The sequence below is a fragment of the Clostridium kluyveri DSM 555 genome (genome assembly GCF_000016505.1).
In the GTDB taxonomy this organism is placed as follows: Bacteria; Bacillota; Clostridia; order Clostridiales; family Clostridiaceae; genus Clostridium_B; species Clostridium_B kluyveri.
In genome coordinates this window covers 2,619,677-2,645,876 of record NC_009706.1, presented here as the reverse complement: position 1 = coordinate 2,645,876, position 26,200 = coordinate 2,619,677, and the positions used below count along the sequence as shown (strand labels likewise).

General features: G+C 33.4%; 26 protein-coding genes and 3 pseudogenes. 27 read left to right on the top strand and 2 right to left on the bottom strand.

All coding sequences use genetic code 11. The features are described 5' to 3' along the window. Positions 1 to 124 precede the first annotated feature (124 nt). From CKL_RS12585 to CKL_RS12535, 13 genes and pseudogenes are all read left to right on the top strand, one after another. A pseudogene (locus tag CKL_RS12585) lies at positions 125 to 2,106 on the top strand (phosphoenolpyruvate synthase). Between the two features lie 150 nt (positions 2,107 to 2,256). Continuing rightward, positions 2,257 to 2,541, top strand: a complete 285-nt coding sequence (locus CKL_RS12580; RefSeq protein WP_012102911.1) for a hypothetical protein — start codon at positions 2,257 to 2,259, stop codon at positions 2,539 to 2,541. Positions 2,542 to 2,895: 354 nt separating this feature from the next. Beyond that, positions 2,896 to 3,372 (top strand): DUF2975 domain-containing protein, encoded by a 477-nt coding sequence (locus CKL_RS12575; RefSeq protein WP_012102910.1) that lies wholly within the window; start codon positions 2,896 to 2,898, stop codon positions 3,370 to 3,372. Positions 3,373 to 3,382: 10 nt separating this feature from the next. Further along, a complete protein-coding gene (locus CKL_RS12570; protein ID WP_012102909.1) occupies positions 3,383 to 3,595 on the top strand; it encodes a helix-turn-helix domain-containing protein in 213 nt (70 codons plus the stop codon). A gap of 27 nt (positions 3,596 to 3,622) precedes the next feature. After that, positions 3,623 to 3,754 (top strand): hypothetical protein, encoded by a 132-nt coding sequence (locus tag CKL_RS21580; protein WP_278184424.1) that lies wholly within the window; start codon positions 3,623 to 3,625, stop codon positions 3,752 to 3,754. Between the two features lie 10 nt (positions 3,755 to 3,764). Next, a complete protein-coding gene (locus CKL_RS21730; RefSeq protein WP_041700823.1) occupies positions 3,765 to 4,889 on the top strand; it encodes a DEAD/DEAH box helicase family protein in 1,125 nt (374 codons plus the stop codon). A 6-nt stretch (positions 4,890 to 4,895) separates the two neighbouring features. After that, positions 4,896 to 6,940 (top strand): annotated as a pseudogene (locus CKL_RS21725) (restriction endonuclease). 102 nt (positions 6,941 to 7,042) lie between these two features. After that, positions 7,043 to 7,474, top strand: a complete 432-nt coding sequence (locus CKL_RS12555; RefSeq protein ID WP_012102905.1) for a hypothetical protein — start codon at positions 7,043 to 7,045, stop codon at positions 7,472 to 7,474. Positions 7,475 to 7,784: 310 nt separating this feature from the next. Beyond that, positions 7,785 to 8,495, top strand: a complete 711-nt coding sequence (locus tag CKL_RS12550) for a hypothetical protein (RefSeq protein WP_012102904.1) — start codon at positions 7,785 to 7,787, stop codon at positions 8,493 to 8,495. Beyond that, complete coding sequence (locus CKL_RS12545; RefSeq protein ID WP_012102903.1) at positions 8,492 to 8,947, top strand: protein-export chaperone SecB; 456 nt, start codon at positions 8,492 to 8,494, stop codon at positions 8,945 to 8,947. Before CKL_RS12550 ends, CKL_RS12545 begins: the two co-directional genes overlap by 4 nt. Positions 8,948 to 8,949: 2 nt before the next feature. Next, a complete protein-coding gene (locus CKL_RS20865) occupies positions 8,950 to 9,090 on the top strand; it encodes a hypothetical protein (RefSeq protein WP_155814031.1) in 141 nt (46 codons plus the stop codon). Next, on the top strand, positions 9,084 to 9,689 hold the full coding sequence (locus CKL_RS12540) for a hypothetical protein (RefSeq protein ID WP_012102902.1): 606 nt from the start codon (positions 9,084 to 9,086) through the stop codon (positions 9,687 to 9,689). Before CKL_RS20865 ends, CKL_RS12540 begins: the two co-directional genes overlap by 7 nt. 124 nt (positions 9,690 to 9,813) lie before the next feature. Continuing rightward, the gene (locus tag CKL_RS12535) at positions 9,814 to 12,720 is read left to right on the top strand and encodes a TOTE conflict system archaeo-eukaryotic primase domain-containing protein (RefSeq protein WP_012102901.1); all 2,907 of its coding nucleotides are present in this window, start codon (positions 9,814 to 9,816) and stop codon (positions 12,718 to 12,720) included. A 375-nt stretch (positions 12,721 to 13,095) separates the two neighbouring features. Here the strand turns inward: CKL_RS12535 and CKL_RS12530 are convergent, their stop codons facing one another. Next, the gene (locus tag CKL_RS12530; protein WP_041700822.1) at positions 13,096 to 13,281 is read right to left on the bottom strand and encodes a hypothetical protein; all 186 of its coding nucleotides are present in this window, start codon (positions 13,279 to 13,281) and stop codon (positions 13,096 to 13,098) included. Between the two features lie 274 nt (positions 13,282 to 13,555). Between CKL_RS12530 and CKL_RS12525 the strand changes: the two genes are divergently transcribed. From CKL_RS12525 to CKL_RS12460, 13 genes and pseudogenes are all read left to right on the top strand, one after another. Further along, positions 13,556 to 13,741, top strand: coding sequence for a hypothetical protein (locus CKL_RS12525; protein WP_012102900.1), 186 nt, complete (start codon positions 13,556 to 13,558; stop codon positions 13,739 to 13,741). 155 nt (positions 13,742 to 13,896) lie between these two features. Beyond that, the gene (locus tag CKL_RS12520) at positions 13,897 to 15,435 is read left to right on the top strand and encodes a hypothetical protein (RefSeq protein ID WP_012102899.1); all 1,539 of its coding nucleotides are present in this window, start codon (positions 13,897 to 13,899) and stop codon (positions 15,433 to 15,435) included. 240 nt (positions 15,436 to 15,675) lie between these two features. Next, positions 15,676 to 15,942: a hypothetical protein gene (locus CKL_RS12515; protein ID WP_012620709.1), complete on the top strand. Its 267-nt coding sequence runs from the start codon at positions 15,676 to 15,678 to the stop codon at positions 15,940 to 15,942. A 202-nt stretch (positions 15,943 to 16,144) separates the two neighbouring features. Beyond that, positions 16,145 to 16,677 (top strand): annotated as a pseudogene (locus CKL_RS21340) (nitroreductase family protein). 428 nt (positions 16,678 to 17,105) lie between these two features. Then, complete coding sequence (locus CKL_RS12500) at positions 17,106 to 17,897, top strand: alpha/beta hydrolase (protein WP_041700818.1); 792 nt, start codon at positions 17,106 to 17,108, stop codon at positions 17,895 to 17,897. A gap of 120 nt (positions 17,898 to 18,017) precedes the next feature. Continuing rightward, positions 18,018 to 18,860, top strand: a complete 843-nt coding sequence (locus CKL_RS12495; RefSeq protein ID WP_012102894.1) for an MBL fold metallo-hydrolase — start codon at positions 18,018 to 18,020, stop codon at positions 18,858 to 18,860. Positions 18,861 to 19,046: 186 nt separating this feature from the next. Then, positions 19,047 to 19,409 (top strand): SdpI family protein, encoded by a 363-nt coding sequence (locus CKL_RS12490; protein ID WP_012102893.1) that lies wholly within the window; start codon positions 19,047 to 19,049, stop codon positions 19,407 to 19,409. 98 nt (positions 19,410 to 19,507) lie between these two features. Continuing rightward, positions 19,508 to 19,852 (top strand): acyl-CoA thioester hydrolase/BAAT C-terminal domain-containing protein, encoded by a 345-nt coding sequence (locus CKL_RS21335; RefSeq protein WP_012102892.1) that lies wholly within the window; start codon positions 19,508 to 19,510, stop codon positions 19,850 to 19,852. 71 nt (positions 19,853 to 19,923) lie between these two features. Further along, positions 19,924 to 20,442 (top strand): MarR family winged helix-turn-helix transcriptional regulator, encoded by a 519-nt coding sequence (locus tag CKL_RS12480; protein ID WP_012102891.1) that lies wholly within the window; start codon positions 19,924 to 19,926, stop codon positions 20,440 to 20,442. 213 nt (positions 20,443 to 20,655) lie between these two features. After that, complete coding sequence (locus CKL_RS12475) at positions 20,656 to 21,333, top strand: response regulator transcription factor (RefSeq protein ID WP_012102890.1); 678 nt, start codon at positions 20,656 to 20,658, stop codon at positions 21,331 to 21,333. Continuing rightward, positions 21,330 to 22,385, top strand: coding sequence for a sensor histidine kinase (locus tag CKL_RS12470; protein WP_012102889.1), 1,056 nt, complete (start codon positions 21,330 to 21,332; stop codon positions 22,383 to 22,385). The genes CKL_RS12475 and CKL_RS12470 overlap by 4 nt, the downstream gene beginning before the upstream one ends. A gap of 168 nt (positions 22,386 to 22,553) precedes the next feature. Then, positions 22,554 to 23,780, top strand: a complete 1,227-nt coding sequence (locus CKL_RS12465) for an amidohydrolase family protein (RefSeq protein ID WP_012102888.1) — start codon at positions 22,554 to 22,556, stop codon at positions 23,778 to 23,780. Between the two features lie 13 nt (positions 23,781 to 23,793). Beyond that, on the top strand, positions 23,794 to 24,678 hold the full coding sequence (locus CKL_RS12460; protein ID WP_012102887.1) for an amidohydrolase family protein: 885 nt from the start codon (positions 23,794 to 23,796) through the stop codon (positions 24,676 to 24,678). A gap of 349 nt (positions 24,679 to 25,027) precedes the next feature. On the opposite strand, the gene CKL_RS12455 is transcribed toward CKL_RS12460, so the two are convergent. After that, positions 25,028 to 25,456, bottom strand: coding sequence for a hypothetical protein (locus CKL_RS12455; RefSeq protein ID WP_012102886.1), 429 nt, complete (start codon positions 25,454 to 25,456; stop codon positions 25,028 to 25,030). 45 nt (positions 25,457 to 25,501) lie between these two features. Between CKL_RS12455 and CKL_RS12450 the strand changes: the two genes are divergently transcribed. Then, positions 25,502 to 25,780 (top strand): DUF4180 domain-containing protein, encoded by a 279-nt coding sequence (locus CKL_RS12450; protein ID WP_012102885.1) that lies wholly within the window; start codon positions 25,502 to 25,504, stop codon positions 25,778 to 25,780. The last annotated feature ends 420 nt before the right edge of the window (positions 25,781 to 26,200 follow it).

Sequence of the window (26,200 nt, the reverse complement as noted above, 5' to 3'; positions counted from 1 at the left end):
TAGCATATAAAAAATTGTAAATGTAGACTGTTTGTTCCCAGCTGCTGGTGATATAATGCAATACAGCAGTACGTTAATGCGATTTGTGGGAGGGATTATTGTGGAATCCAAAAGAGGTAGACATATGAGTTCTTATGTGTTTGGCTTTAAGAACATTGACAAAACAAAGCTCATGGCTGTGGGAGGCAAAGGTGCAAATCTGGGGGAGCTTTCCAGGATTGAAGGGATACGCGTACCAGATGGTTTCTGTGTTTCTACTGAAGCCTTTAAAAGAATCATTGGTGAAACGCCGTCCGTTGACGAATTGCTGGATGAGTTATCACTTCTGAAAGCAGAAGATCGGGATAAAATCAGGGAACTCAGCGGTGAAATTCGAAAGGCCATCGAAGACACAGCCATCCCTGAAGACATTAGTGAAGAGATCACCTGCTTTCTCGCAAGGCTGGGAGAAGAAAATGCCTATGCAGTGCGATCCAGTGCAACTGCAGAGGATTTACCCAGGGCCTCCTTTGCAGGACAGCAGGATACGTATCTGAATATTGTGGGAAGGGAGGCCGTTTTAAAGCATATCAGCAGGTGCTGGGCATCGCTGTTTACCGAGAGGGCAGTAGCTTACCGCCTTCAAAAAGGCTTTGACCACCGTAAAGTTCACCTGTCTGTGGTTGTTCAGAAGATGGTTTTCCCACAGGCGGCAGGAATTTTGTTTACTGCCGATCCCGTCACTTCCAATAGGAAGGTGTTGTCCATTGATGCCGGCTTCGGACTTGGTGAGGCCCTGGTTTCAGGCCTGGTAAATGCAGATAACTATAAGGTGCGTTGCGGTAGAATCATTCATAAGAAGATATCCATCAAGAAACTGGCTGTTTATGCCTTAAAAGATGGCGGTACGAAAGAGCAGGAGATTGAGCCAGAGAGGCAGAAGGAGCAAGTGCTGGCGGATGAGCAGATTCTGCAGCTTGAGCGTCTGGGAAGAAGGATCGAAGAGCATTTCCGCTGTCCCCAGGACATGGAATGGTGTCTGGCTGATGGTACATTTTACATTGTCCAGAGCCGGCCAATCACTACTTTGTACCCCATACCTGAAGCAGATGATAGGAAAAATCATGTTTATGTATCCGTGGGTCACCAGCAGATGATGACCGACCCCATGAAGCCATTGGGATTGTCTTTTTTCCTGCTGACCACCAGAGCACCCATGCACAAAGCTGGTGGAAGGCTGTCTGTGCTTATCTCAACAAGTACGGAATGCGGTGTTCCGGAGAAATCGATATTACCAAACCCCGTTGGAGCGAAAAACCCTCTGCACTTGTTCCCATGATCCTCAGTAACATCAAAAACTTTGAGCCTAATGCCGGCAGGCGGAAATTTGAGCAGGGACGGCAGGAAGCTTTAAAAAAAGAACAGGAGTTATTAGATAAATTGAGGCAATTACCGGATGGCGAACAAAAAGCCGGAGAAACAAAAGGAATGATCGACCTGATCCGGAATTTCAGCGGGTTTAGAGAATATCCAAAGTACGGCATGGTTAATCGCTACTTTATTTACAAGAAGGCTTTGCTTAAAGAAGCTGTTAAGCTTGTCCAAGCAGCCATTATTCATGAAAAAGAAGATATATACTATCTTACCTTCGAAGAGCTCCGGAAAGTTATATGCACAAATAAACTGGATTACCAGATCATAGAAAGGCGAAAACAGGAGTACAAATCATATGAAAAACTAACCCCGCCTCGGGTTATCACCTCTGATGGAGAAATAATTACAGGTGAGTACAAGCGAGAAAATCTCCCGGCAGGAGCTATTGCAGGTCTGCCTGTTTCTTACGGAGTTATAGAGGGGCGGGCACGTGTCATTTTAAACATGGAAGATGCTGATCTGGAAGAGGGGGATATACTGGTCACCTCCTTTACCGACCCCAGCTGGACACCATTGTTTGTATCCATAAAAGGCCTGGTCACTGAAGTGGGCGGACTTATGACCCATGGAGCGGTTATCGCACGTGAATATGGTTTGCCGGCAGTTGTGGGAGTAGAAAATGCCACCCAACTGATAAATGACGGACAGAGAATCCGGATTAATGGAACAGAAGGCTATATAGAAATCCTGTAACGGAGAAGATGTTAATTATAGAAACATAGAGAATGTAAAAAATTATTATGCACCAATTCCATCACCATTTGGAGCTCCTATGTTTATGGAAAAAAGATTAGTCAAGCTGGCACAATTATTTAGAGTTCAAGAAAAAAAGAAGATTACAAGTTGGATTATGGAACAATTAAGGCGAGGACAGTTGTAAATAACTTGATTAAAGCATTTGAAGGAACTGATTTTCAGATATATATTGCAGCGGAACAAGTAAATCCATGTGAGAAGAATAATATCCATATTGATAAAAGATTTGATTTTAGTAAACTCATGCCGGAAACTGCAGCCTATATAAATCATGGAGGTCAGAATAGCATTATGACAGGCTTAATGTATGGTGTCCCTCAGAAACAATTAGGAATACAATTGATGATTTTAACAGAACATCTATTTATATAAATAATTCTAAAAAAGCAGGAGAACATCTACGGGAATGCTGGACGATATTTTGAAAGAAAAGGATGTTTATTTGTCTTATGCAGCTGGAGTAAAAATGCCTGGAAATTATATCGTGAAGTATCAAGCCTTTGCCAAAGATGTTGTATAAAAGCTTATAGAAAATGCAATGAAAAAGGCAGATGAAGCTACAGAGGCAGTTGCGGGCGGAAAGGTTCGGCCGATTAAAAGAAAGGCCAGGCTTCTTAGTAAGATAGCCAATCGCAGTTACTTATACAAAGGCATCTAGGTTAAAACTTGGATGCTTTTTATCTCCTCAATTGTAAATCGAAACAATAAATAAGTGAGGTGCTTTTTATGAAACCGGGATCAACAATTTTTTTAAAGATAGTGGTCTTTCTTATTGGAATTATAGTACTTGCATTGTGCATTTTTTGGCTTCCTGCAATAGCTGCTGGAGCAGCAGAACATTATCCCAAGGTGGATTATTGGCCTGTTTTAATAGGCTCCTATCTTTCAGCAATACCGTTTTTTGCTGCATTGTACCAGGTCTTGAGACTTCTAAACTATATTGACAGGAACAAAGCCTTTTCGGAATTATCTGTAACAGTTTTAAAGAATATAAAACACTGTGCTATTACAATCAGTATTATATATGCAGTACTAATACCATTCTTAGTTCCTATGGCAAATGCAGACGATGCCCCGGGCATTGTAGCACTGGGATTGGTCATTGCTTTTGCTTCATTTGTGATCGCAGTCTTTGCTGTTGTTCTCCAAAAGCTTTTAAAAGATGCGGTAGATATAAAATCAGACAATGATCTAACGATTTGAGGTGAATAACTTGGCAATTATAATCAATATTGATGTTATGCTGGCCAAAAGGAAAATGAGTGTCACAGAACTTTCGAAAGAAGTTGGAATAACCATGGCAAACATCTCTATATTAAAAAATGGAAGGGCAAAAGCAATTCGACTATCGACTTTAGATGCAATCTGCAGGGCTTTGGAATGTCAGCCCGGAGATATTTTGGAATACAGAAATGATTCACGATAGTTTGGCTGAATAACAGATAATGTAGTTATGAAAATAGCTAAGATGAAGCCTTTTTATGCAGTATTTAGGGACAGTTTCCTGGACAGTGATGCGGTAGCAGCTAATTTTGAACAGATATTTGAAACATACAGTCCCGATACAATCAGAAAAGTGTTGTAGGAGGTCAATTATGAAATTCAAATTTAAGATACAATCTTATCAGACAAAAGCAGTGGAAAGCACTGTAAATGTTTTTCGAGGGCAGCCTTATATAGCTCAGGTGAAATATAGCAGAGATTTGGGAATACAGGAGAAGAAAAACGTAATTGAATATGAGGATCAATATGGTAATATTCAAGGTGCAGAAAAAGCATCACTGTTTAATGTGATTGACAATAAAATAAAGCCTAAGGAAATAGAGAAGGAAGATTACTACAGGGAAATAGAAAATAGTGATGGCTTTGAAAATCCAGAAATTGCTCTTAGTGATGGTGAACTATTGAAAAATATAAAAAACATTCAGTATGGCAATAACATAAAATTGTCGGATAAATTGGTTAAGAACCTGGGAAGATGCAGTCTGGATATTGAAATGGAAACGGGTACCGGTAAAACTTACGTATATATAAAGACCATATTTGAACTGAATAGAAGATATGGCTTCAGTAAATTTATTGTTGTAGTTCCTTCTATTGCAATCAGAGAAGGTGTAAAGAAGAATTTTGAGCTGACAGAGGAGCATTTTATGGAGAAATATCATAAAAAGGCCAGATATTTTATCTATAACAGCAAAAATTTAAGCCTACTGGACAGTTTTAGCAGCAGCTCGGATATAAATGTAATGATTATAAATGTACAAGCTTTTAATGCAAGGGGAGCTGATGCCAGAAGAATTTATGAACGTCTGGATGAATTTCAGAGCAGACGTCCTATTGATGTGATAGCAGCTAACAGGCCTATTTTAATAATGGATGAACCCCAGAGATTAAGTGGTAAAAAGACAAAAGATTCGTTGAAATTATTTAATCCGTTATTCTGCCTTAATTATTCAGCTACCCACAGAGAAAAACATAATTTGGTATATGTACTGGATGCACTGGATGCTTATAATGAAAGATTGGTTAAGAAGATTGAGGTAAAGGGATTTGAAGTAAAAAATTTCAGAGGCACAGAAAAGTATTTGTTTTTAGATGATATCATTGTTTCTCCTAAAAAACCGCCAAGAGCCAAAATTGAATTGGAAATCAGATATAACAAATCTATTAATAGAGAAACCCGAATATTTGATGTTGGGGATAACCTCTATAGTGCTTAGAATAATATGGAAGAATATAAAGAAAATTTTGTGATAAATGAGATTAATCCTATGGAAAGCACTGTCACTTTTACTAATGGACTTGTTATAGCTAAAGGAACTGTAGTGGGGGATATATCAGAAAAAGATATGAGAAGAATACAGATAAGGGAGACCATTGCATCTCATTTTGAAAAAGAGGAAAAACTGTTTTACAGAGGAATAAAGACACTTTCTCTTTTCTTTATAGACGAGGTAGCCAAATATCGTGTCTATGATGGAAATGGTATTGAACAAAATTCCGAATATGCTGAGGTTTTTGAGGAGGAGTATACAAGTGTTTTAAATAAGTACATAACACTGGAGGACACTCCTTATACAAGATATCTTAAAGGTATTGATGTGAAAGACACACATAAAGGTTATTTCAGTATTGATAAGAAAACAAAGAAAATAGTGAACTCAAGGACAAATGGGAAAAGTGAAGAAAGTGATGATATAAATGCTTATGATTTAATACTTAAAAATAAAGAAAGGTTTTTAAGCTTTGATGAACCTACAAGATTTATATTTTCACATTCTGCATTAAGGGAAGGCTGGGACAATCCTAATATATTTCAGATATGCACTTTAAAACACAGTAATAGTACAATAGGGAAACGGCAGGAAGTTGGAAGAGGCATGAGATTGTGTGTAGATAAAAATGGCGACAGGGTAGATGAAAATTACCTTGGAATTGATAAAAATAATATACAGGATATAAATAAGCTTACTGTAGTTGCAAGTGAAAGTTATAAAAATTTTGCGGAAGGTCTTCAAAAGGATATCAAAGAAGTTTTATATGATAGACCTAGAAAAGCCGAACAAGAATATTTTGTGGGCAAAAAGATATTGGTTAACAGTACATCAGTGGAAATTAGTAAAAGGCAGGCCAAGGAGATATATAGGTATTTGATAAAAAATGATTATATTGATGAAGATGATAATGTAACTAAAAATTATAGATTGGATTTGGCAAATAATAGTTTAACACCTTTACCTGGGGAATTGCTCCCAATGGCTGATGGAGTACACAAACTTGTCCAGAGTGTATTTGATGAAAATGTATTGAAAGATATGATGGAAGATGGGAATAAGGTAAAAATACCTGAAAATAAGTTAAATGAGAATTTTTATAAAAAGGAATTTCAGACATTATGGAATTATATCAATCACAAATATGCTTATACTGTAGAATTTGACAGCAGCGAGCTCATAAAAAAATCTATAAGAAATATTGATAATCATATGGCTGTATCACAGCTGCAGTATACACTGTCTCAGGCAGAACAGAAGGATAATATTAACGTCAATGAACTTGAAAGAGGGGACTCTTTCAAAAGTGTGTCATCAAAAACAAAAACATTAAGGCATTCTGAAATAGGCAGCATAAAATATGATCTGGTGGGAAAAATTGCGGAAGGTGCGGTGCTTACAAGAAAGACAGTTGTAGAAATATTAAAGGGAATACATCCTACTGTATTTGCCATGTTTAAATACAATCCTGAAGAATTTATAACAAAATGTATTAAATTTATAAAAGAAGAAAAGGCCGCTATGATAGTTGATCATATTACATATAATCAAATTGATGGTTCTTATGACAGCAATATATTCACTGCAGAAAATATGGGAAGGGATTTCAGCAGGGCATTTTTAGCTAAAAAACATATTCAAGATTATGTCTTTACTGATGGAACTGCAGAAAGAAGTGTAGAGCGTAAATTTGCCGAAGATCTCGATGGAGCTAATGAAGTAAGTGTATATGCAAAGCTTCCCAGAGCTTTTCATATTCCAACTCCTGTGGGAATTATTCTCCTGATTGGGCAATTGCTTTTAAAAAAGGTACAGTAAAACATATTTATTTCATAGCTGAAACCAAAGGAACTATGGACAGTATGCATTTGATAAAAATTGAAAGTGCAAAAATCTCCTGTGCTAAAAGGCTATTTAATGAACTTTCTACAAGTCATGTTAAATATCACGAAGTAGACAGTTATCAGTCGCTTTTAAATATAATGGAAAGCTTGTAACAGGGGCTAAAAATATCAGAGATTAGATCTCTGGTGTTTTTTGTATATTATTAGTTGCAACGAATATTGTAACTATATACTCAAATTAGGATGTGATAAATTATGTCAAGAGCAAAAGAAGCAGATTTTTATTATGGTTCTGTATTATCGGCACTTTTTAATAATAAAAATGGCAGCATTACACCGGCAATAGTTGAGGGTAATGATAGGAGAATATATAATTTTATTACAGACAACACGGAATTTAAGCTGTTTATTAAATATCGTAGCGATAAGCAAAACACTAAGAAGAATGAATATAGCAGTTGGCTATTTACATTAACTGATGACAATATTAAAGAGCTATGTCAATATTTAAAGGAAGGATGTAATCTTATTGTTGCTTTAGTATGTGGTGTAAAAAGTTTAAAGAAAAGTCAAATTGCACTGTTGGATAAAGATCAAATTCAAGAGATAATAGATCTTAATAAAACTTCTATTACTATAAGCCGAAAAAATCATGAAAAAAAGTTTAGAATATCAGAATATCAGTAGGTGGAGGAAGGGAAAACTCAATTATGGTAGAAACAGATAGGTTTAAAGAATTATTTTAGATGAAAAATATTTTAATTATTTATGTTTTATACGGGCAGAGCTGTAAAATATGGGGGCAAGAGTTTTGGTTAAAGAAGAAAAAGTTTCACTTATTTTTGAATAAAGACAAAATGATTAGGATAGAATGTTAATAATATTAATGTTGAAAGAGAAATTTTAATATGATATTATTTAATTACGAGATGAAAGTATTAACTGTTACATGCATATAATTTAAATATAATAATTAAGTAAGGAAGGGATGAGGTGTATGATAATTAAGAATTATATGGATATTGTAAATATTCATAACTGGTTAAAGGATTCATATACTTTTTCATCTATAAAATTTGAAGAAAAAAGTACTTTGTTTGAAAAAAAGGATATTGAAAATACTGATAATTTAATTGATGTTAGTCTTGATAAATTTATTGGTTATAATTATGTTTATAATTATTTCTATTTTCTCCAAAAATATATTAGAAGTAAGAATGTAAATTTTGATTTTGGTGATTTTAAGAATATTTATAAATTAAAAGATTATTCAAATAATCAACAAAATGCAGATATTAAAGCTTTTAGTAATTGGTTTTTAAGAGCTGGTGAGGGATTGAGTAATATTGTTGATTTCCTGGAAAGTCTAAATACATGTAATTATGAGAGCAATAAAAGTTTTAAAATATTAAAATATTATAATTACCTTATTGAAGATTCTATATATAATGATCCAGAAATTATTCAAACTTTTTTAACAGAGGGTGCAACAGATCCTTTTATTAAGATTAATAAATTTGTTATAAAAGATAATATCAGAGAAAATACGAAAAGTGAAAATAACTCGATTGTATACAGTGAATTTAACAATTATAATCCGTGGCAATCAGGTTGTTTAAATTTTAGTCTCAGTGATGATTTTAGTGAACCTGCGAATTTGCAGGTTTCTTTTTATAATGTCATTAATATTATGGGGGTATTGCAATGAAACTTGATAAGACTTTGTATCATGATATACAATTAAAAAATGTTCAAATGACAGGTATCAATTGCTATTTAAATGAAAAACTTGATGCTGATAAAAAAGCAAGTACACCATTACCATTGAATATTGAATTAAAAAATGGGAGTAAAGTAATATCTAGTACTAGAGGTATATCATATTTGAAAGTAAAAATACAATTTGAAGATAAAAATAGTGAGCTTTTTTATATAGAGGTAAATTATAGAGGATTATGTGAAGCTATAAGGCCTATTGAAAAAAATGATATGGAATTTTATCTTAAGATACAGAGTGTACCTATGCTTTGGGCTTATGCAAGAGAGACTGTAAATAGTGTTATGCTTAAAATGGGACTTCCACCAATTATTCTTCCCGCTGTAAATATCAACAAGATGATAGATATAATGAACGAGGGAAAAAAGAATATGGGGGAATAGGGATGTCTTGTCTTGGTAAGGTGGAACTTGAAGTTCTTGATAGAAATAATGAATATATAAGAATGATAGAAAATAGAGCACGTAGAATATCAAGTTATATAAATAGTAAAGAAATTTTTGAAGTATTATTATATTCTTGCTGAAATTTAGAAATAAAGAGTATTTTAAATCTCATTTTGAGGAGTGGTTAAAAAGTACACAGGAATACCTTGAAATTTTTGATATTCAAGGTATAGACGACCTCTTTGATGAAATTTCAGATACATATGATAGATTGAGATGTAATGATGAAATAAGTGATTTTAGAGGTAAATTGTTTGAAGTAATTATGAGAGAAAAGTATTCTACAATTTACTGTAAAAGGGATAGTATAATGGAATATGGATGTAAAGTGATTATAGATAAAAAAGAGATTATTTATGAAGATATTTATGGCAATCCCGACTATAATAAAAAGACTGTTGATATTGCAGGATATAATTTTCAAAATGCTGAGTTTTATGAAATAAAAGTTGGACCTCGAAATTTTAAATATAATATTATACTCTATTTAAATAAATTGTTTGATTCTGCTAGTAAAAATAAAATATCACAGAATTTATCAATAGGTTGTATTACTATGGAAAAAAGAGTAAGTTTAATTCAGAATTTGGAAGCAGAAAAAAAGAACTGTGATTTTTTGAACTATAGCAATATTATGATCATTGGAAGAGAAGATATAACTAAGAGATTTTTTAATTGATTAAAGTAATTTATAAAATATCAGAAAATAAATACAGGTTAGAGAATCTGATAATACGCAAGAGGAATGTGAAATAAATTTAAGGGATTTGTTGATGCTGAATGAAAATAACGAGGAGTAAATAATGGATTATAATGAGCTTTATGATAGGTATGTAAAGCTGTTGGAAGAAAATAAAATGCTAAAAGAAAAAAACAAAAATTTGAGAGAGTATATTAGATTACAAGTACCCAATTTATTTATGGATGATAAATGTAAAGAACTGACTAAAACTAATACTGATACGTCAATTCGGGGAAATAAATGTATACAAGTAAATAAAAATAGCGCACCGAAAGATAAAATAAGGCTCTTTATGTCACTATTTAAAGGTAGAGAAGATGTGTATGCTAAACGATGGCAGAGTGAAAATGGTAAATCCGGTTATTCGCCTGTGTGTGTAAATGAATGGGTCAGGGGAATGTGCTACAAACCTAAAGTAAAGTGTTCAGAATGTAAAAATAAAAAATATGCTCCTTTGAATGAAAATGCAATTGATAGACATCTGAGAGGAATTGAAGTTTTAGGTATTTATCCCATGATTAAAGATGAAACTTGTTATTTTGTTGCAATTGATTTTGATGATGATGGATGGGAAAATGATATTTCCATTCTGCAGGAAATATGTATTGAAAAGAAAATACCTTTTGCAGTTGAACGTTCAAGATCCGGCAATGGGGCACATCTATGGTTTTTCTTTAAAGAAAAGATAGCTGCAGCATCTGCCAGGAAATTTGCTACAGCACTGCTAACCTATGCTATGACCAAAAGGTATAAAATTAAATTTAAATCATATGATAGATTATTCCCCAATCAAGATACTATGCCCAAAGGAGGATTGGGAAATCTTATAGCACTGCCGATGCAGAAATTTGTCAGAAAAAATAATAATACGGTTTTTGTAGATAAAAATTTTAAGCCATACGAGGATCAGTGGAAATTTCTAAGTTCTGTTGAAAAATTAATAAGGAATCAAATAGAATGCTACATTTCTGAAATTTGTACCAATAGTGAATTAGGTGATTTAAAAGAAGACAAAGAGGAAACTGACAAACCATGGAAAGGGAATAATGAAATCCGAAAGCTAAGTATTGAAGATTTTCCAGACAACGCACATATTATAAAGGCCAATATGCTTTTTATAAGTAAAGAAGGCTTTTCTAATAGAACTTTAAATTCTATAAAACGAATAGCAGCTTTTAAAAATCCGGAATTCTACAAAGCACAGGCGCTGAGGTTGTCTACATTTGATAAACCAAGAGTTATTTCTTTATCAGAAGAAACATCAGAATATTTATGCATTCCAAGAGGTTGTGAAATGGAGCTTAATAATTTTCTTAAAGAAAATAAAGTTGGTTTTGAATATAATGATAATACATATAGTGGCAGGATAATTTCAGTTCTTTTTAATGGAAAGCTTGGAGAAGAACAGGCAGTTGCTGTAGATGCACTGCTGAAATTTGATAATGGAGTGCTATCGGCTGCCACTGGTTTTGGTAAAACAGTCCTTGGAGCTAAATTAATAGCGGAAAGAAAAGTCAGTACTCTTGTAATTGTACATACCCGGCAGCTGCTGGAACAATGGAAAGAAAAATTGAAATATTTTTTAATAATAGATGAATCTTTAGCAATTGATAAAACTAAAAGAAAAGGAAGAAAAAAGAATATTGACGTTATAGGTCAAATAGGGTCAGGCAAAAACAATTTAAACGGTATTGTTGATATTGCAATTATGCAGTCTTTGGTAAGAAAAGGCGAGGTAAAAGAATTGGTAAAAGATTATGGAATGGTTTTAGTTGATGAATGCCACCATGCATCAGCTTTTAATTTTGAACTTATACTAAAAAGTATATCAGCTAAATATGTTTATGGGTTAACAGCAACTCCGATAAGAAAAGACGGACACCATCCTATAATATTTATGCAGTGCGGTCCTGTCAGGTATAGGGTAAATGCGAAGAAACAGGCTGAGAAGAGTTCTTTTGAACATTATGTTATCCCAAGGTTTACTTCTTTTAGGAAACCAGTTTGTCAAAATGAAAAAGAGTGGTCAATATCAGAAATATATTCTGTGATAGGCACAAGTCAGATCAGAAATAATCTGATTATTGATGATGTTACAAATTGTGTAAAAGAGGGACGAAATCCAATAGTTTTAACGGAAAGGACATCTCATGTTGAAATACTCTCAGATATGTTAAAAGAAAAATTGTCTTATGTCATTACACTTACGGGAAAAATGTCAGCAAAAGAGAGAAAATCTGAGTTCGATAAACTTTTGAACATACCGACGGGAAATAGTGTAGTAATAGTGGCTACTGGTAGGTTTATCGGGGAGGGCTTTGATGAACCTAGGTTGGATACTCTTTTTCTGGCAATGCCTATATCATGGAAGGGGACTCTACAGCAGTATGCTGGTAGGCTTCATAGGATATATGAAAATAAAAATGAAGTTCAAATATATGATTATGTCGATGTCCATGTTGATGTACTGGAAAGAATGTATGAAAAAAGATTAAAGGGGTATGCAGCAATAGGATATTCAGCCAAAAGTGAAAGCAAACCTATTGAGGCAATAAATTCAATTTATAACAATAATAATTTTTTAACTGTATTCAGCAATGATGTTTTCACTGCGAAAAATGAAATTATCATAGTTAGTCCTTTTGTAAGCAAAAGGAGACTTTCCCAAATGTTAAAACTTTTGATGATTGCCATAAAAAATTGCGTGAACATTAAGGTAATTACCCGCCCCAAAACAGACTTTAAAGGAAAAAATATATTTAATTTAGAAGAAATGCATGAAACTATGAAGGTTTCCGGGATAGCTGTAATTTTGAAGTCAAACATACATCAGAAATTTGCAATAATTGATGAAAAAATAGTGTGGTATGGAAGTATTAATCTTTTAAGTTATGGGAATGCAGAGGAAAGTATCATGAGATTGGAGAGTATAAATATTGCAAATGAGCTTTTGGATACTGTTGAGTGAATGCTATTTTTAGTTAGATAATCTTTTTATGTGATGAAGAATATTCAGTGGAAAAATTACCTGGATGAAGCGCGACTTAAATTTATCTGTATAATTTTTATATTCTATGGTATAATATCCGTAATAAGAGGGTGGATTGTGAATTCAGTCTGCTTAGTAAAATTTATATGTTACAGATAATAGATAGATCTCGGGAAAGGCTATCTATTATTTTTTTCAGAATTATTTATCTGATAGCTATCTGCCCTAATACTGCCACGCACTCTGTGAAAGCGACTATTACCAAATCAAAGAATTTGGGACATCTGTTTTTCTACAAGTGACAGATAAGGGCAGCTATGCCCCTGGATAACGATTTCTAAACTTCAGGTGGCGTCAAAAACCCCACCTGAAGCAAAGAACTCTGTTTATGTTTACTTTGGTATCGGATGATATTTCATCAGGTCTCAAAGTTATTTTATTTTCGATTTTAATATCTGACTTTTTATCAGACAACGCTACTATACAAATAGCAGTTATTGAAAATAAACTGAAGAACAATATTAAATATTCTCCTGCCATAAATGCATTACTTCTTCTTCATACGCAGACATTATTAACCATAATCCACCCGTGAATAAAGAAGAGGCAGCCATATAAATTTTTCTTATTACATTTTAGATTATATCATATACTTTAATTGCTGAAAACTAAAAGCAAGAAAGACATGGCAAAAATTCATACAGTGATTTATAATATTTAAGAGAGCATAAATATTTTTTAGGCAGCCGCCTCCCGGATTTTATCTCTCACAAAAGGAGCTGTTGCGGTAATTGACAGCAGAGGAGGTGGCGGCATGAGTGGATATATTGTTATTACGGCTATGGTATGTGTTACTATAGTCGGTGTAGTGGGTATTTTTTCTATACTCGCATACTTAAAAGAAAGAGCTGTTCTTAAGTATAAGAATAATTCCAGTGTCAGTGGCAATGAAATCTCAATTACCGTTGATGATAATAAAGATAGAAACTCAAAAAATTAAAATGCACTCTGGCATAAGTGCATTTTAATAAACTAAACTAAAAAAGTATAAACATTTAAAACCGCAATGGCTTCTTTTAAATATATTATAACATATTTTTTGAAAATTAAACTTGACTTTTAGATAAATTATCTAAAAATATATAAGGTGATAATATGAAAGATGATATAATTTCCTATCTCAAATCTTATAAGAGAGCAACTATAACTCTGGGGGAATTGGAGAGCTTGGTGCCGGGAAATATGAAATATGATGAATTTGCCGGCTGTATAATGGAGCTGGTGGAAGATAATGTACTTGTGGAAAAAAAGCCGGAGATTAATAACGGAAAGGATATTCCACTTCCCTATAAATTCGGCATCAATAAATATGGATTGAAAAAAGACTACATTGATTTTCTGCAGAATTACAGTTTGAGCATAAGCAGTGAAATCGACCTGCAAAAATATTTTGCCGGCAGTTTTGAAGAATTAAAAAGGGACAAACCCTATATAGATAAAATTAATGAGTATATATGCAAAAACGGGCTGCCAAAGGAATATGCAACTTCACAGGAAAGATCCTTTTATCTTGTAGGGGATGAAAAGTGGATTGATGAAAAATCCGGCAGAAAACTTATTGATAAGATCGGACTTTGGAATAAATTGAAGATGAGGATGGAAGTTTTAAAAGAAATGGAGAAAAAACTGAATGAAATTGCCGGAAATCTAGATAAAAAAGCCGACAGGGTAAAAGTACAAAAGGAGAATTTTATTGATTTCTGTCAAAATGACATATTGGATGTAAAACTTAAAGAGATGTCTGTGACAGGTATAGAATATAACAGAAATTTTGAAGCTATTTTAGAATGGCAGAATAAAATGAGTGAAAGAATTATGCGCATAGTTAAAATTACAGAAGATGACATGAGGAATCATGACAGAGAAATTCAGCAGTTTATAAACCAGCTTCATTCCTATCTGAAGACAATATCAGATGAACTTAGGAGACTTCCCAAAAGCACCAGGATAAAGATTGATGGAAAGTGGAAAGAGGTATTTTTGTTTACAGTACCTGAATGGAATGAAAAAGAAGGCAGGGAAAGACTGGCCGAATATATTGACTGGATGTTGAATCAGCTTCAGGGGGATCAGTTCAAGGATGAAAATGGCAAGGAAGATGTGGAAAAAGTCAGAAAATGCATTGAAAAATGGCTTCAGTCAAAACAGCTGCTGCAGTATGTGATGAAGCAGAACACCATAAAGGTGAAATGCAGGAAAGTGACCAATGATGGAAAGATGAGCAGTCTGCCTTTTTCATGGGAGACATCAAATCAATGGTCCGGCGGAGAAAAGTGGAGCAAAAACATGACTTTGTTTCTGGGCATACTGAATTATCTGGCGGAGAAGAGAATCAGGATGGCTTCAGATTGTAAAAGGCACAGAGCAGTTATAATGGATAATCCTTTTGGCAAGGCTTCCAGTGAACATGTACTGGATCCTGTATTTTTTATTGCAGAACAGCTTGGATTTCAAATAATAGCCCTTACAGCACATTCGGAAGGAAAATTTATAAGAACCTATTTCCCGATTGTATACAGCTGCAAGCTCAGGGAAGCCAGCGACGGTATAAATCAGATTATGACGAAAGAGATGGAAATGAAGAAGGCATTTTTCAGAGACAATGATCCACAGAGTTTAACAAGACTTACTTAGCTAGGAGTATATGGATATGTCCATGGGTAAAAATTGAAACCAAGGATAAAGGTTCATTGAGAGGAGAAGTAATTTATTATGGAATCATTGCTTAAATATAAAATTCTTATATGGGGACATTCTACAGGCGAGCGTGGAAAAAACATTTTGTAGAGTTTAGGTAACTTAATTTTAGCTTTAGTTCTGTCGTATCTTTCATAATTTGTGTCACAAGTTTATATTTTTGCATTGTAAAGGTAAATGAAGGGAAATGATATTTTGTTAAACAAGCTTTTTCAACGTTTAAAGGAGAATCATTGGGAGATGATCTTTTTTACTGTAAAAATAGAAGAATATTGTGCTATAAAATATAAACTTATGAGTAATGGGATTAAAATAAAGACTAAGATAATAAGGCACAAAGGAGTTAGAAATCCTATAGCTATCAATGGAAGTAGAAATGAATACTATGAAATATATATCCAACCCAAAGAAATAGAAAAAGCTAATAAAATTATTTATAGTTAATAAATGAAAATATGGAATTAGGTACTTTATTAAAACACTGTATTATTTAAGAGAATTTTTATGGTATTTTCTGTCGTATAGAAAACTTATAGGTTTATTGTAAATTTATATATGTGCTTTTAAGGATGATTTGAAGTCCATTAGAATCTTTGAAACTATGAAAAAATAAGTAAAGTGTTGTTCAAATTTGAGGAGGGTTGGTATGGATACAATAAAGGCAATAGAAGAACGTAGAAGTATAAGAAAATATCTCAATAAACCAGTTGAAGATGAGAGAATAATTCAACTAGTTGAAAGTGCAAGACTTGCTTCATTCGGCAGCAACACCCAGCCTTGGCATTTCAATATAGTAAAGTCTGAGTTAATTAAACAAAAATTGGTAAAGTATCTCATAATCAGCAGTGGATGATTTCTGCCCCGGTATTTATTGTATGCGTTGCAGATATACGTTGTAGAATAGCAGAAAATGTGGATATATTGATAAAAGAAGATAGTCCACAAGAAGAACTTAAACAAATAATTAGAGATACATCGATTTCCATAAGTTATATGCTACTTGAAGCTAATAGTTTAGGATTAGGTACATGCTGGGTTGGATGGTTCATACAAGAAGAAATTAGGCCCATTTTAAATATACCTTCTGATAAATATGTAGTTGGTATCATCACACTTGGTTATGCTAATGAAGCACCAGAAGCTCGTCCAAGAAAAAAGCTTGAGAAAATAGTACATTAAAAATTTTAGAGAGGAGGACTATCATGCCCTATAAACAAAGTTTAGTTCACAGTAAAGATTTAATAAAATGAACCAAAATGGAGGTTCCGAAGAAAAAATTAGTAGTACCTTTTACAGGCACAGTTATAGTAAAGCTCTCTATGACTATTTTACCTAATGTGGTAACAGTGCTTTTATAATTAGCAAGAATTAATTGATAACAAAATTATTGAAATATGGTATTGAAGAAAATATAATGTAAATACAGATAAAAGTAATTTAAATAATATTAAAATTATAACTTTTAATATTGAAAGTTGGAAGAAGGTATACTAGATGACATTATAAACATAACAATTTAAGTTAAAGATTTTAAATGAAGTGGTATAAGCTTGAAAGAAATGCTTTAATCACGTTTTGTAACTTTGGCGAAAGAAGTGATTATAAAAATGAATAAATCAAAATTAGAAAAAGTAAATTTTTATAGCGATATACTTGGCAAAAAAATGTCAATGTTGGTATATTTACCTGAATGCTATGATAGTTCAACTCCTATGCCTGTATTATACTTTCTACATGGAAGGAGTGGAAATGAAAATATAATGTTTCAAATGGACATAAACACCAAGGCTGATCGAATGATAAAAAATGAGAAAATTAAACCTATGATAATTGTATGTCCAAGGATTGAAAACAGCCGAGGGTTGAATTCATCCTTAATCTGTAAAGAGGTGTTTGACTTCGGAGATAATAATAGAATTGTAAATGTAGGAATGTATGAAGATTACTTTATAAAAGAGATAATACCTTTAACAGATAAAACTTTTAATACTATAAAAGATAGAAAAGGAAGATATATAGGAGGGGCATCTGCCGGTGGTTATGCAGCTCTTCACAATGCATTTCGACATCAGAATATGTTTTTAAAGGTAGGAGGGCATATGCCTGCTTTAGAACTTCAACTTGAAGATGAAGATAAGCTATATTTTAAAGACATGGGTGTATGGGAAAAATATGATCCAATATATATTGCAAGAAATAATAATATTTCTTCTGATATTGATGTATATCTTGATGCTGGAGATAAGGATGAAGGCAGATTTTATGAGGGCTGTTCAATTTTGCATAAAATATTAAGAGAAAAAGGCATAAATTCTCAAAATTATATATTCTCCGGTAATCACAGTGTTGAATATATACAATCAAATATTGAAAAATATCTAAAATTTTATGGGGATTAATATATTGTGGACAGGTCTTGCGTAATCTATACAGATAAAAAAACAACAAACCACTAATAAACAACAAATATGATGGTTAAATACCATAAAATATGTTATTTGAAATTGGAGGAAAAGACAATGAATATCACAAATAAAATACATTTACTAAAGCATGATTTTCAGATTTCAGTTAGCACAGAGAAAAAACTACCTAGATTTGTTAATTCAATAATTATATTTGGTAAAAAAATCACTCTAATTGATACTGGTGTAAAAGATAGCTATGAAAAGATTTTTAGTTACATTAAAGAACAAGGAAGAAGTATTGATGAGATTAATTTAGTAATTTTATCTCATTCACATCCTGACCATATCGGTTCTGCCAATAAAATTAAGACTATTACTGGTTGTAAAGTTATGGCACATAAAGGAGAACAAGAATGGATAGAAGATTTGAGTGTTCAATATAAGTCAAGGATGGTTCCGGGATTTTATGAATTAGTCAATAAATCAGTAAAAGTTGATGAGTTAGTTAAAGATAAACAAGAAATAAAACTGGATGAAGATCTGACGCTGCAAATAATCCATTCTCCAGGACATTCCAAAGGTTCAATCAATATTTTTTTTAAAGAAGATAAAATACTTTTTACAGCCGATTCCATACCTTTAGTTAATGATATTCCAAATTATGATAACTTTAATGAATTGAAGAGTTCATTAAAAACTATTAAAGATTTCAATGACTATAATATATTACTTTCATCATGGATGGAGCCAATAAATAATTTGACTAAAATTAAAGAATTAATTATGAATGGGGAGCAGTATTTGATAAAGTTGGATATGGGAGTAAAACAGTATTATTCAAGTAAAGAAGAAAATACACTTGAAAATTGTAAGAGATTAATTAATAATTTAGGATTACCACTTGTGTACATAAATCCAATTGTGCATAGAGCTTTTCAATCTCATTTAGAATAAGTATTCTGCATTATCTAATAACATATTTTATAAACTAAAGTCTATTTTGGTGATGAAATTGGTATAAAGAAATCAAGCGCCCAGATTACAGAGTGTTATAAAAGAGAAGAAACTTATAGGTAAACAAGTTCTGGGAACGGTAATTTATTTCGCAACAAGTTTTATTAGGGGGGGATGTGAAAAGGTATGTTTATATTTGCTATTGTAAATTTAATATTTTTATCATTAGTTATAATTGGTGGAGGGTTTTTATGTAAAAGTATAGCAAATGTAAATCCACATAATGGTATAGGATATAGAACTAAACTTTCAAAGAAAAATGCAGATACCTGGAAGGAAGCAAATATATATGGTGGAAATGTGCTAATTATATGTGGAGCAGTATACTTTGTGTTGACTTTGATATCTGTTGTAGTATTTTATGATAATTTCAATGGCTTAATTGCTGTTGTATTATCTATTGGAATAGTACCAGTTATTTTAATTGGTGTTTTCATTTCAGAAATACATTTAAGAAGTATTTTTGATAGTGATGGAAATAGGAAATAGTGAACAATAAATAACAAATATTAATACAGAGCGAGTTACTTTAAACGTATGCGTCAAATAGGTTCTTTCCAATTTTAATTGAAGTTATGGTGATAATCATGGAAAAACTTTTTAAATCTCTTGATACTGAATTGGAAATTTTAGATTATAAAATCAAATCAGATAAAATAATAATAACATTAGTTTCTAATAGAAAAAATGTTGTTTGTCCTTATTACAACCAGGCTTCTCAAAATGTAGAATTACTGACATGTGATAAAATGGGCCATCCAATGCCGGCTCCATATATTATTCCCATAAGCGAAACCTTATCGATAAATATGATGGGAGGAGTATTTTCTTCAGGGGGAACCATAGAAGGTAATGCAGAAGGGCAGTTTAAATCATGGCAAAGAACAATTGAATTTTTTATGGAACCTTTATTAAAAAAACTAGAAAAGTAAGAATGAGTATATTGGAATAATCTAAGCATTATTGATATCTCTTTAGTAAAGGATTTTATTTACTGCATATTATGCAGCAGGCATTTTCAAGTCTTATTTCAGTTTCAAATAAAATTCAAATTGTAGGGGATCAATATTGTGAACCGTTAACATCTAGACAATATACGACAATGCTGGCAGTACTTCACTTACCTAAAGATGAGACTACTTTTATTAATATTGCTAAGAAGTTAGGAACAACTAAACAAAATATAACCCAATTAATTAAAAGTCTTGAAAAAAAGAATTTTGTGTCTATAATGCCTAGTAAAAAAGATAAGAGATCAGTTAACATATGTGTCACTGATTTAGGTATGGATATCATGATCAAGTGTGGAAGAGAGGGCATTATTAATTTTATGGCTGATATTTTCAAAGATTTTACTAAAGAAGAAGTAGAAACCCTATGGAAACTATTAATTAAACTATATTGCTTTGATGGCGTGGAAATGGATGGATTTGAAGAAAATATTGAAATTCCAAATATTGATATGGATGAAGAAGTAAGAGTGGGAATAGAAAAGTTTTTAAAGAGAAGAAGTGTTAAATAATTGTGGAATAGTTCAATTAAGATAACGTGGTAGCAGAATTTTATATTAATTTTGCCATGGCATTTTATTTTTAGGGTGGTGATTATATGCTTAAAGATATCAATAGAATAATGGATTTGAGTCGGCTTTTCAAAATAATAAACGAAAAAAATAGGTTCAGTTTATATTGTATTTACATTGATTGGGTACACTCATAAGAGGAGGGTGAGAGATTTGAATAAGGTTCTAGTTATAGATGATGACGGTTATATTAGAGAGCTTATTTGCACAGTATTGAAAAATGACGGATTTTCTGTGTTTGAAGCTGTAAACGGGAGAGATGCATTACAAAAACTTGGAGAGGAAAAAATAGACCTTTGTGTTCTTGACATTATGATGCCTCAAATGGACGGCTACGAATTTTGCAAACAAGTACGTAGATATTATGAGGATATGCCTATTTTAATGCTGACCGCCAAAAGCGAGCTTTCCCAAAAAGTAAAGGGCTTTGAACTTGGTGCGGACGATTATTTAACAAAACCCTTCGAGGTTGATGAGCTACTTGTTCGAATAAAAGCACTTCTGAGGCGTTATAAAGTAGTTGCTTCACAGACTATTAATATAGGTAATTTAGCCATGGATAAAAGTAGGTATACGGTCATTAGTAACAATGAAAATTACGATATACCCATGAAAGAATTTGAACTCTTATTCATGCTTGGAAGCTATCATGGTAAAACCCTTTCTCGTAATAGATTGATTGAAGAGGTTTGGGGTCTTGATTTTGAAGGAAACGAGCGAACACTTGATGTTCATATAAATCGTCTTAGAGAGAGATTTCCGTCTCATGTTTACAAGTTCAAAATTACTACAATTCGGGGACTTGGTTATAGATTGGAGGCGGCGAAGTGAGAGGAAATTGGTCTTTTTCTTCAGTAATGCTAATTTTTTTTTCGGCGTTACTTAGTTTAACCTGTGGGTACTATATCTGCACATTCATTTTCAGTCAATCAGGAATTAACCATTCATATCTACTCTATATTGCTCAAAGTTTCGTTTCTGTTGTGATATTTTTTGTTGGTTGGGAAATATATTTAGAATTACACTGGCGATTCACCCGTAAAAAAAGAAAGTTTGATCTTTCACGCTCTCAAGTATTGAGCGGAGCTATTGAAGCCATAAACAAGATGGCTTCCGGTGATTTCAATGTGTTTGTTAAAACAAACGAACTCGACCCTTTTAATGAGGTAGCAGATGAAGTCAACAGAATGGCAAAAGAGCTAGGTTCTTTGGAAAAAATGCGGCAAGGTTTTATATCAGATGTATCACACGAAATACAGTCACCTTTAACCTCTATTTCAGGGTTTGCTGCACTGCTGAGAAAAGGAAATTTAAGCGAGAGCCAAATATCACGCTATGCCAATATAATAGAAGCTGAAAGCAAAAGATTATCCAAGCTAAGCGAAAATTTATTAAGATTATCTAATTTGGAATCAGAAAATCATAATTTAAATTTAAAGAACTATCAAATCGACAAGCAAATTGAAAGTATTTTACTCATGCTAGAACCACAGTGGTCTGCGAAAAGTATCACACTTGACGTTTCTCTTGACAAGACGATAGTATGCGGCGATGAGGATTTATTAAGTCAGGTATTTATAAATTTGCTTCATAATGCTATTAAATTCACATCCGAAAACGGAAATATAGGAGTCAAATTATCAAGCAATGAAAATGAAATTGAGTGTAAAATCTCCGATACAGGTAGAGGTATTTCACCGCAAGATCAGCCACGAATTTTCGAACGGTTTTATAAAGCAGATAAATCTCGTGACCGTTCTTTGGGTGGCAACGGACTTGGACTTTCAATAGTAAAAAAGATTGTTGATTTACACGGAGGGAAAATATCTCTTACCAGTGAAATTGGAAAAGGTACGGAATTTACTATTTTTCTACCCAGATAAAAACTAATATGTCGATTACCACAGTCTAAATTAACTGACTGTGATTTTTCTTTTTGTTTACATTGCGTTTAAACTCCATTTAAGTTCGGTTTAAATTGCAGCCATATACTATGCTTGTAGAAACCAAACGGTGTTTAGAAACAATATTATTGAAAAGAGGTAATTAATATGGGTAAAGACAAAATCACATTCATCACCAACGTAAAAATCTTTGATGGCGAATGTGTTATCGAAAAACAATCAGTTACAATCAAAGGAGAAAAGATTGTCAACGTTGGAGGTTCCGCTCCTGATGGCGCAGAAGTTATTGATGCGAAAGGATGCACACTGCTTCCGGGTTTAATTGACGCACATACACATGCTGACCCTGAAAGCCGGAAGATTGCCTTAACTTTTGGTGTTACTACCGCGTATATAATGCAAGGGTATTGGTCAAAAGAGCAGAAAAAAGCGCTTGATAAGCGCAGAGATATAGCTGATGCTTTGAACTCATTCTTTGCAGTTACTGCTCCAGGAGGTCACCCCCACGAGCTTATACCGAAAAGCGCCATTCCTAAGATGCCTCAGGGCTTTGATATGAGCGAGGCAATTAAGTTTGCATCAACCCCTGAAGAGGCTGCTAAGGTTGTGGAAAAGCGTGTAGAGCAAGACGCTAACTACATTAAAATTATGGTTGAGGACGGAACGGTGTTTGGGAAGCCGGGTACACCTGACATTACCGATGAAGTGCTTGCGGCTACTTGTGCCGAAGCTCATCGTTTTGGGAAAATGGCTGTTGCCCACACAATGACCATTAAAGCTTCTGAACGTGCGATTAAAGCTGGAATAGACGGATTAATGCATATTTTCATTGACAAGCCCTATACTAAAGAAATTATTGATACCATTGTAAATTCAGGAGTGTTTGTGTGCCCCACTATTGTCGCTGGCGCTTCCACAATAGGAGACAGTGACGCGGGTGAGTTCGCCAAGGATGAACGTGTATGCTCTAAATTAAGTGAAGAATGGATAAACGCACTTCATAAACACATCAATTCTTATCCACAAGGGAAGACAGAATATCTTTTGGAAACAGTGAAGGCACTTCACGATGCCGGTGTGGATATTTTAGCTGGTGCCGATTCTTCAACACCTGATGTTGGTGGTATGGTACCCGGAGCAAGTTTGCATCATGAACTGCAATTGCTTGCCAAGGCCGGCTTGACACCTATTGAGGTGTTGAGAGCTGTTACTTCAGTTCCGGCGCGGCGTTTTGGACTTATTGACCGCGGACGGATCGTGGATGGTGCTCGTGCCGACTTATTGCTAGTTAAGGGCGATCCAACATCAAATATTTCTGATACATTATCTGTTCAATCAGTTTGGCGACAAGGTGTTTGCTTAACTATAATTTAAGGAGGAAATAAATATGTGTTTTATTGATGTACATCACCATGTGATAGGAAAAAATAATCCTAATGCAGCATTATTGCCACCTTGGAACATGAAAATAGATGAAGAGACAATGAATAGGATGGGGATAACAGGAGCATTACTTTCGCTACCTGTGTCAGCAAGTCCTGAAGTGACCAGGCAAATGAATAACTTTTTAGCTCAATTTGTTACTTATGATCCAAAGAAATATGGAATGCTGGCATGTCTGCCCACTGAATTTGTTGACGATGCATTAAAAGAGATTGACTATGCATATGACACACTGAAAGTGGATGGATTCTCTATTCCAAGCAACACCAAAGGAATTTATATAGGAGATGACCGCATGGATGAAATCTTGGCGGAGTTAAACAGAAGGTCGGCGGTTGTACTACTTCATCCCACTAAGCCTGTGGGAGTGACTGAGTCTCTGTTTGTAAAAGATATGTCCATCTATGAATTCCCATTTGATACAACACGCGCCATGATGGATCTAATTTATAGCGGAAAAGTCCAAAAGTACTCAAATATTAAATGGATTGTTTCTCACGCAGGAGGAGTCATTCCGTATATTGCATATCGTTTGAGTACTGTTGCACAGGAAAACAAGGTAAGTAGCTTGTCCAGCGATGAAGTTCTTGCATCCTTGAGAAGTTTGTATTATGATGTGGCGCTCTCAACCTCATCTAGTGTATTTTTTACATTGAGAGAATTGGCAGGAACATCACATATCCTATTCGGTACGGATTATCCACTGCGCTACGAGAAAGGCGTAACTGAAAGTATCCAACAGTTCAGCAGCTACTTAGGCTTCGACGAAGGTGAGAAGAGCAAGATAATGTCTGAAACGGCAAAAGAACTTTTTCCTCGTTTCCGTTGAAGAGGTATGAGTAATTTAAGGAAATAAGTATTTGAACGTTTGCTGAATTTTCAGATGGTTTTACACCGCTATCAAATGTAGAATTTAAAAAATTGGGACCGTTTGCTAATCCCAATAGAGGACAGGGGTGTCCTACCTATATTAAAGATGAAGGCTGAAGTGAGAAGGTTTGGATAAACTTAAAACTTTATCTAGCAATAAGTTTATTAAGAAATGTGAGTTTGAAGATAAAAATTATATTAATTTTTATTTCAATACAATTCTAATTTTCTGTTATAGGGTAGGGACTATTAAAATCTATATTTATAAGTTTCATCACACTATTTTCATATTTATAATAAGCATAAAATCAGCCTAACGAATCAGCGTGACAACTGCCAGATACATCTTCATATACTTTTAATCCATATACACCACTATTATCCATATTATATAAAGTATATATAGGATCATGTCCCATCCAAGCCTGTACTTCTGTCCCCCAGTCCTTAGCATTTTGCATTGATAAATCTCCTGTCAAATCTACTGAACAACTTTTATCAAAATTTTTTGAATACATATTAAATGTATCATAGCCATTTAATTGAAATGAGAAATTATCTTGACTAATGGCTTCATCATCTAATCCAGGTCTTTCTCCTTCATTATAGTTATCTACTTTTGTTAAACTACTTTCATGCATAGTCTCTACATCACAAGATTCATTTCCACTACTACCACCACTTAGTGCTGTGGATATTATCTCGGGAGTACCATCTCCAGTAATATCAGCTAACATAATTTCCCCATATCCAATAAAGCTTTCTCCTACAACTATGGAATAATGAAGTATACCGTAAATAGCAATAATGAAATAAGTTATGTTCATTTTAATGATTCAGAAACTAAACTTGAAACAGAAAGAAATATTTTAGACATAATTACTGCATTAGCAGAAAACAATACGCAGTTTGTGTTGTTTGATAGTGAAACACTTTCCAAGGACTTTCTTGAGCTTAAAAAAGGATTGGTTGGAACTTTGCTTCAAAAATTTACGATGTATCATATTGAATCTGCAATAATTATCAAAGACATAAAAATTTTACATTGCGAAAATGTATAAATTTACGCTCCACCTAAAATGGCTCCCCATAAAATCTACATAATAAAGATTATTTACTCAACTTTCCCATTGATTTTGTCAAAACGCAAAAAATCAATGGATACAGCTTATTATATATAGGATAAAATGAACAAAGATAACTATATCATTAGAAACGGCGAAGAAGTTGGCTGTTCCTAGTGCTGGCATAGAACACAAGAAAACAAGCCTTCGTGTGCGTTTTTATCGATTCAAGTTGCAGTATTCACAGCTATGCGAATGTCAGTCTAACCCGTGATGGCGTACGTCCTGCTTTAAAACTTAATGTTTTATATCCCACCCTGTGTTGCAAATATAATTTGTTTATTGGCTTTCAACTATGTTGAAAAAACCTATTGTATGCAATCGACCTTCTTTTATTTAGCGGGTAGATTTTAATTG

Bases quoted from the DNA above. Each gene is read 5' to 3' on its own strand.
- CKL_RS12575 (WP_012102910.1), top strand. From the start codon at position 2,896: ATGAAACCGGGATCAACAATTTTTTTAAAGATAGTGGTCTTTCTTATT.
- CKL_RS21580 (WP_278184424.1), top strand. From the start codon at position 3,623: ATGAAAATAGCTAAGATGAAGCCTTTTTATGCAGTATTTAGGGACAGT.
- CKL_RS21730 (WP_041700823.1), top strand. From the start codon at position 3,765: ATGAAATTCAAATTTAAGATACAATCTTATCAGACAAAAGCAGTGGAA.
- CKL_RS12555 (WP_012102905.1), top strand. From the start codon at position 7,043: ATGTCAAGAGCAAAAGAAGCAGATTTTTATTATGGTTCTGTATTATCG.
- CKL_RS12550 (WP_012102904.1), top strand. From the start codon at position 7,785: ATGATAATTAAGAATTATATGGATATTGTAAATATTCATAACTGGTTA.
- CKL_RS12545 (WP_012102903.1), top strand. From the start codon at position 8,492: ATGAAACTTGATAAGACTTTGTATCATGATATACAATTAAAAAATGTT.
- CKL_RS20865 (WP_155814031.1), top strand. From the start codon at position 8,950: ATGTCTTGTCTTGGTAAGGTGGAACTTGAAGTTCTTGATAGAAATAAT.
- CKL_RS12535 (WP_012102901.1), top strand. From the start codon at position 9,814: ATGGATTATAATGAGCTTTATGATAGGTATGTAAAGCTGTTGGAAGAA.
- CKL_RS12530 (WP_041700822.1), bottom strand. From the start codon at position 13,281: ATGGCAGGAGAATATTTAATATTGTTCTTCAGTTTATTTTCAATAACT.
- CKL_RS12525 (WP_012102900.1), top strand. From the start codon at position 13,556: ATGAGTGGATATATTGTTATTACGGCTATGGTATGTGTTACTATAGTC.
- CKL_RS12520 (WP_012102899.1), top strand. From the start codon at position 13,897: ATGAAAGATGATATAATTTCCTATCTCAAATCTTATAAGAGAGCAACT.
- CKL_RS12515 (WP_012620709.1), top strand. From the start codon at position 15,676: ATGAAGGGAAATGATATTTTGTTAAACAAGCTTTTTCAACGTTTAAAG.
- CKL_RS12500 (WP_041700818.1), top strand. From the start codon at position 17,106: ATGAATAAATCAAAATTAGAAAAAGTAAATTTTTATAGCGATATACTT.
- CKL_RS12495 (WP_012102894.1), top strand. From the start codon at position 18,018: ATGAATATCACAAATAAAATACATTTACTAAAGCATGATTTTCAGATT.
- CKL_RS12490 (WP_012102893.1), top strand. From the start codon at position 19,047: ATGTTTATATTTGCTATTGTAAATTTAATATTTTTATCATTAGTTATA.
- CKL_RS21335 (WP_012102892.1), top strand. From the start codon at position 19,508: ATGGAAAAACTTTTTAAATCTCTTGATACTGAATTGGAAATTTTAGAT.
- CKL_RS12480 (WP_012102891.1), top strand. From the start codon at position 19,924: ATGCAGCAGGCATTTTCAAGTCTTATTTCAGTTTCAAATAAAATTCAA.
- CKL_RS12465 (WP_012102888.1), top strand. From the start codon at position 22,554: ATGGGTAAAGACAAAATCACATTCATCACCAACGTAAAAATCTTTGAT.
- CKL_RS12460 (WP_012102887.1), top strand. From the start codon at position 23,794: ATGTGTTTTATTGATGTACATCACCATGTGATAGGAAAAAATAATCCT.
- CKL_RS12455 (WP_012102886.1), bottom strand. From the start codon at position 25,456: ATGTTAGCTGATATTACTGGAGATGGTACTCCCGAGATAATATCCACA.
- CKL_RS12450 (WP_012102885.1), top strand. From the start codon at position 25,502: ATGAAGTATACCGTAAATAGCAATAATGAAATAAGTTATGTTCATTTT.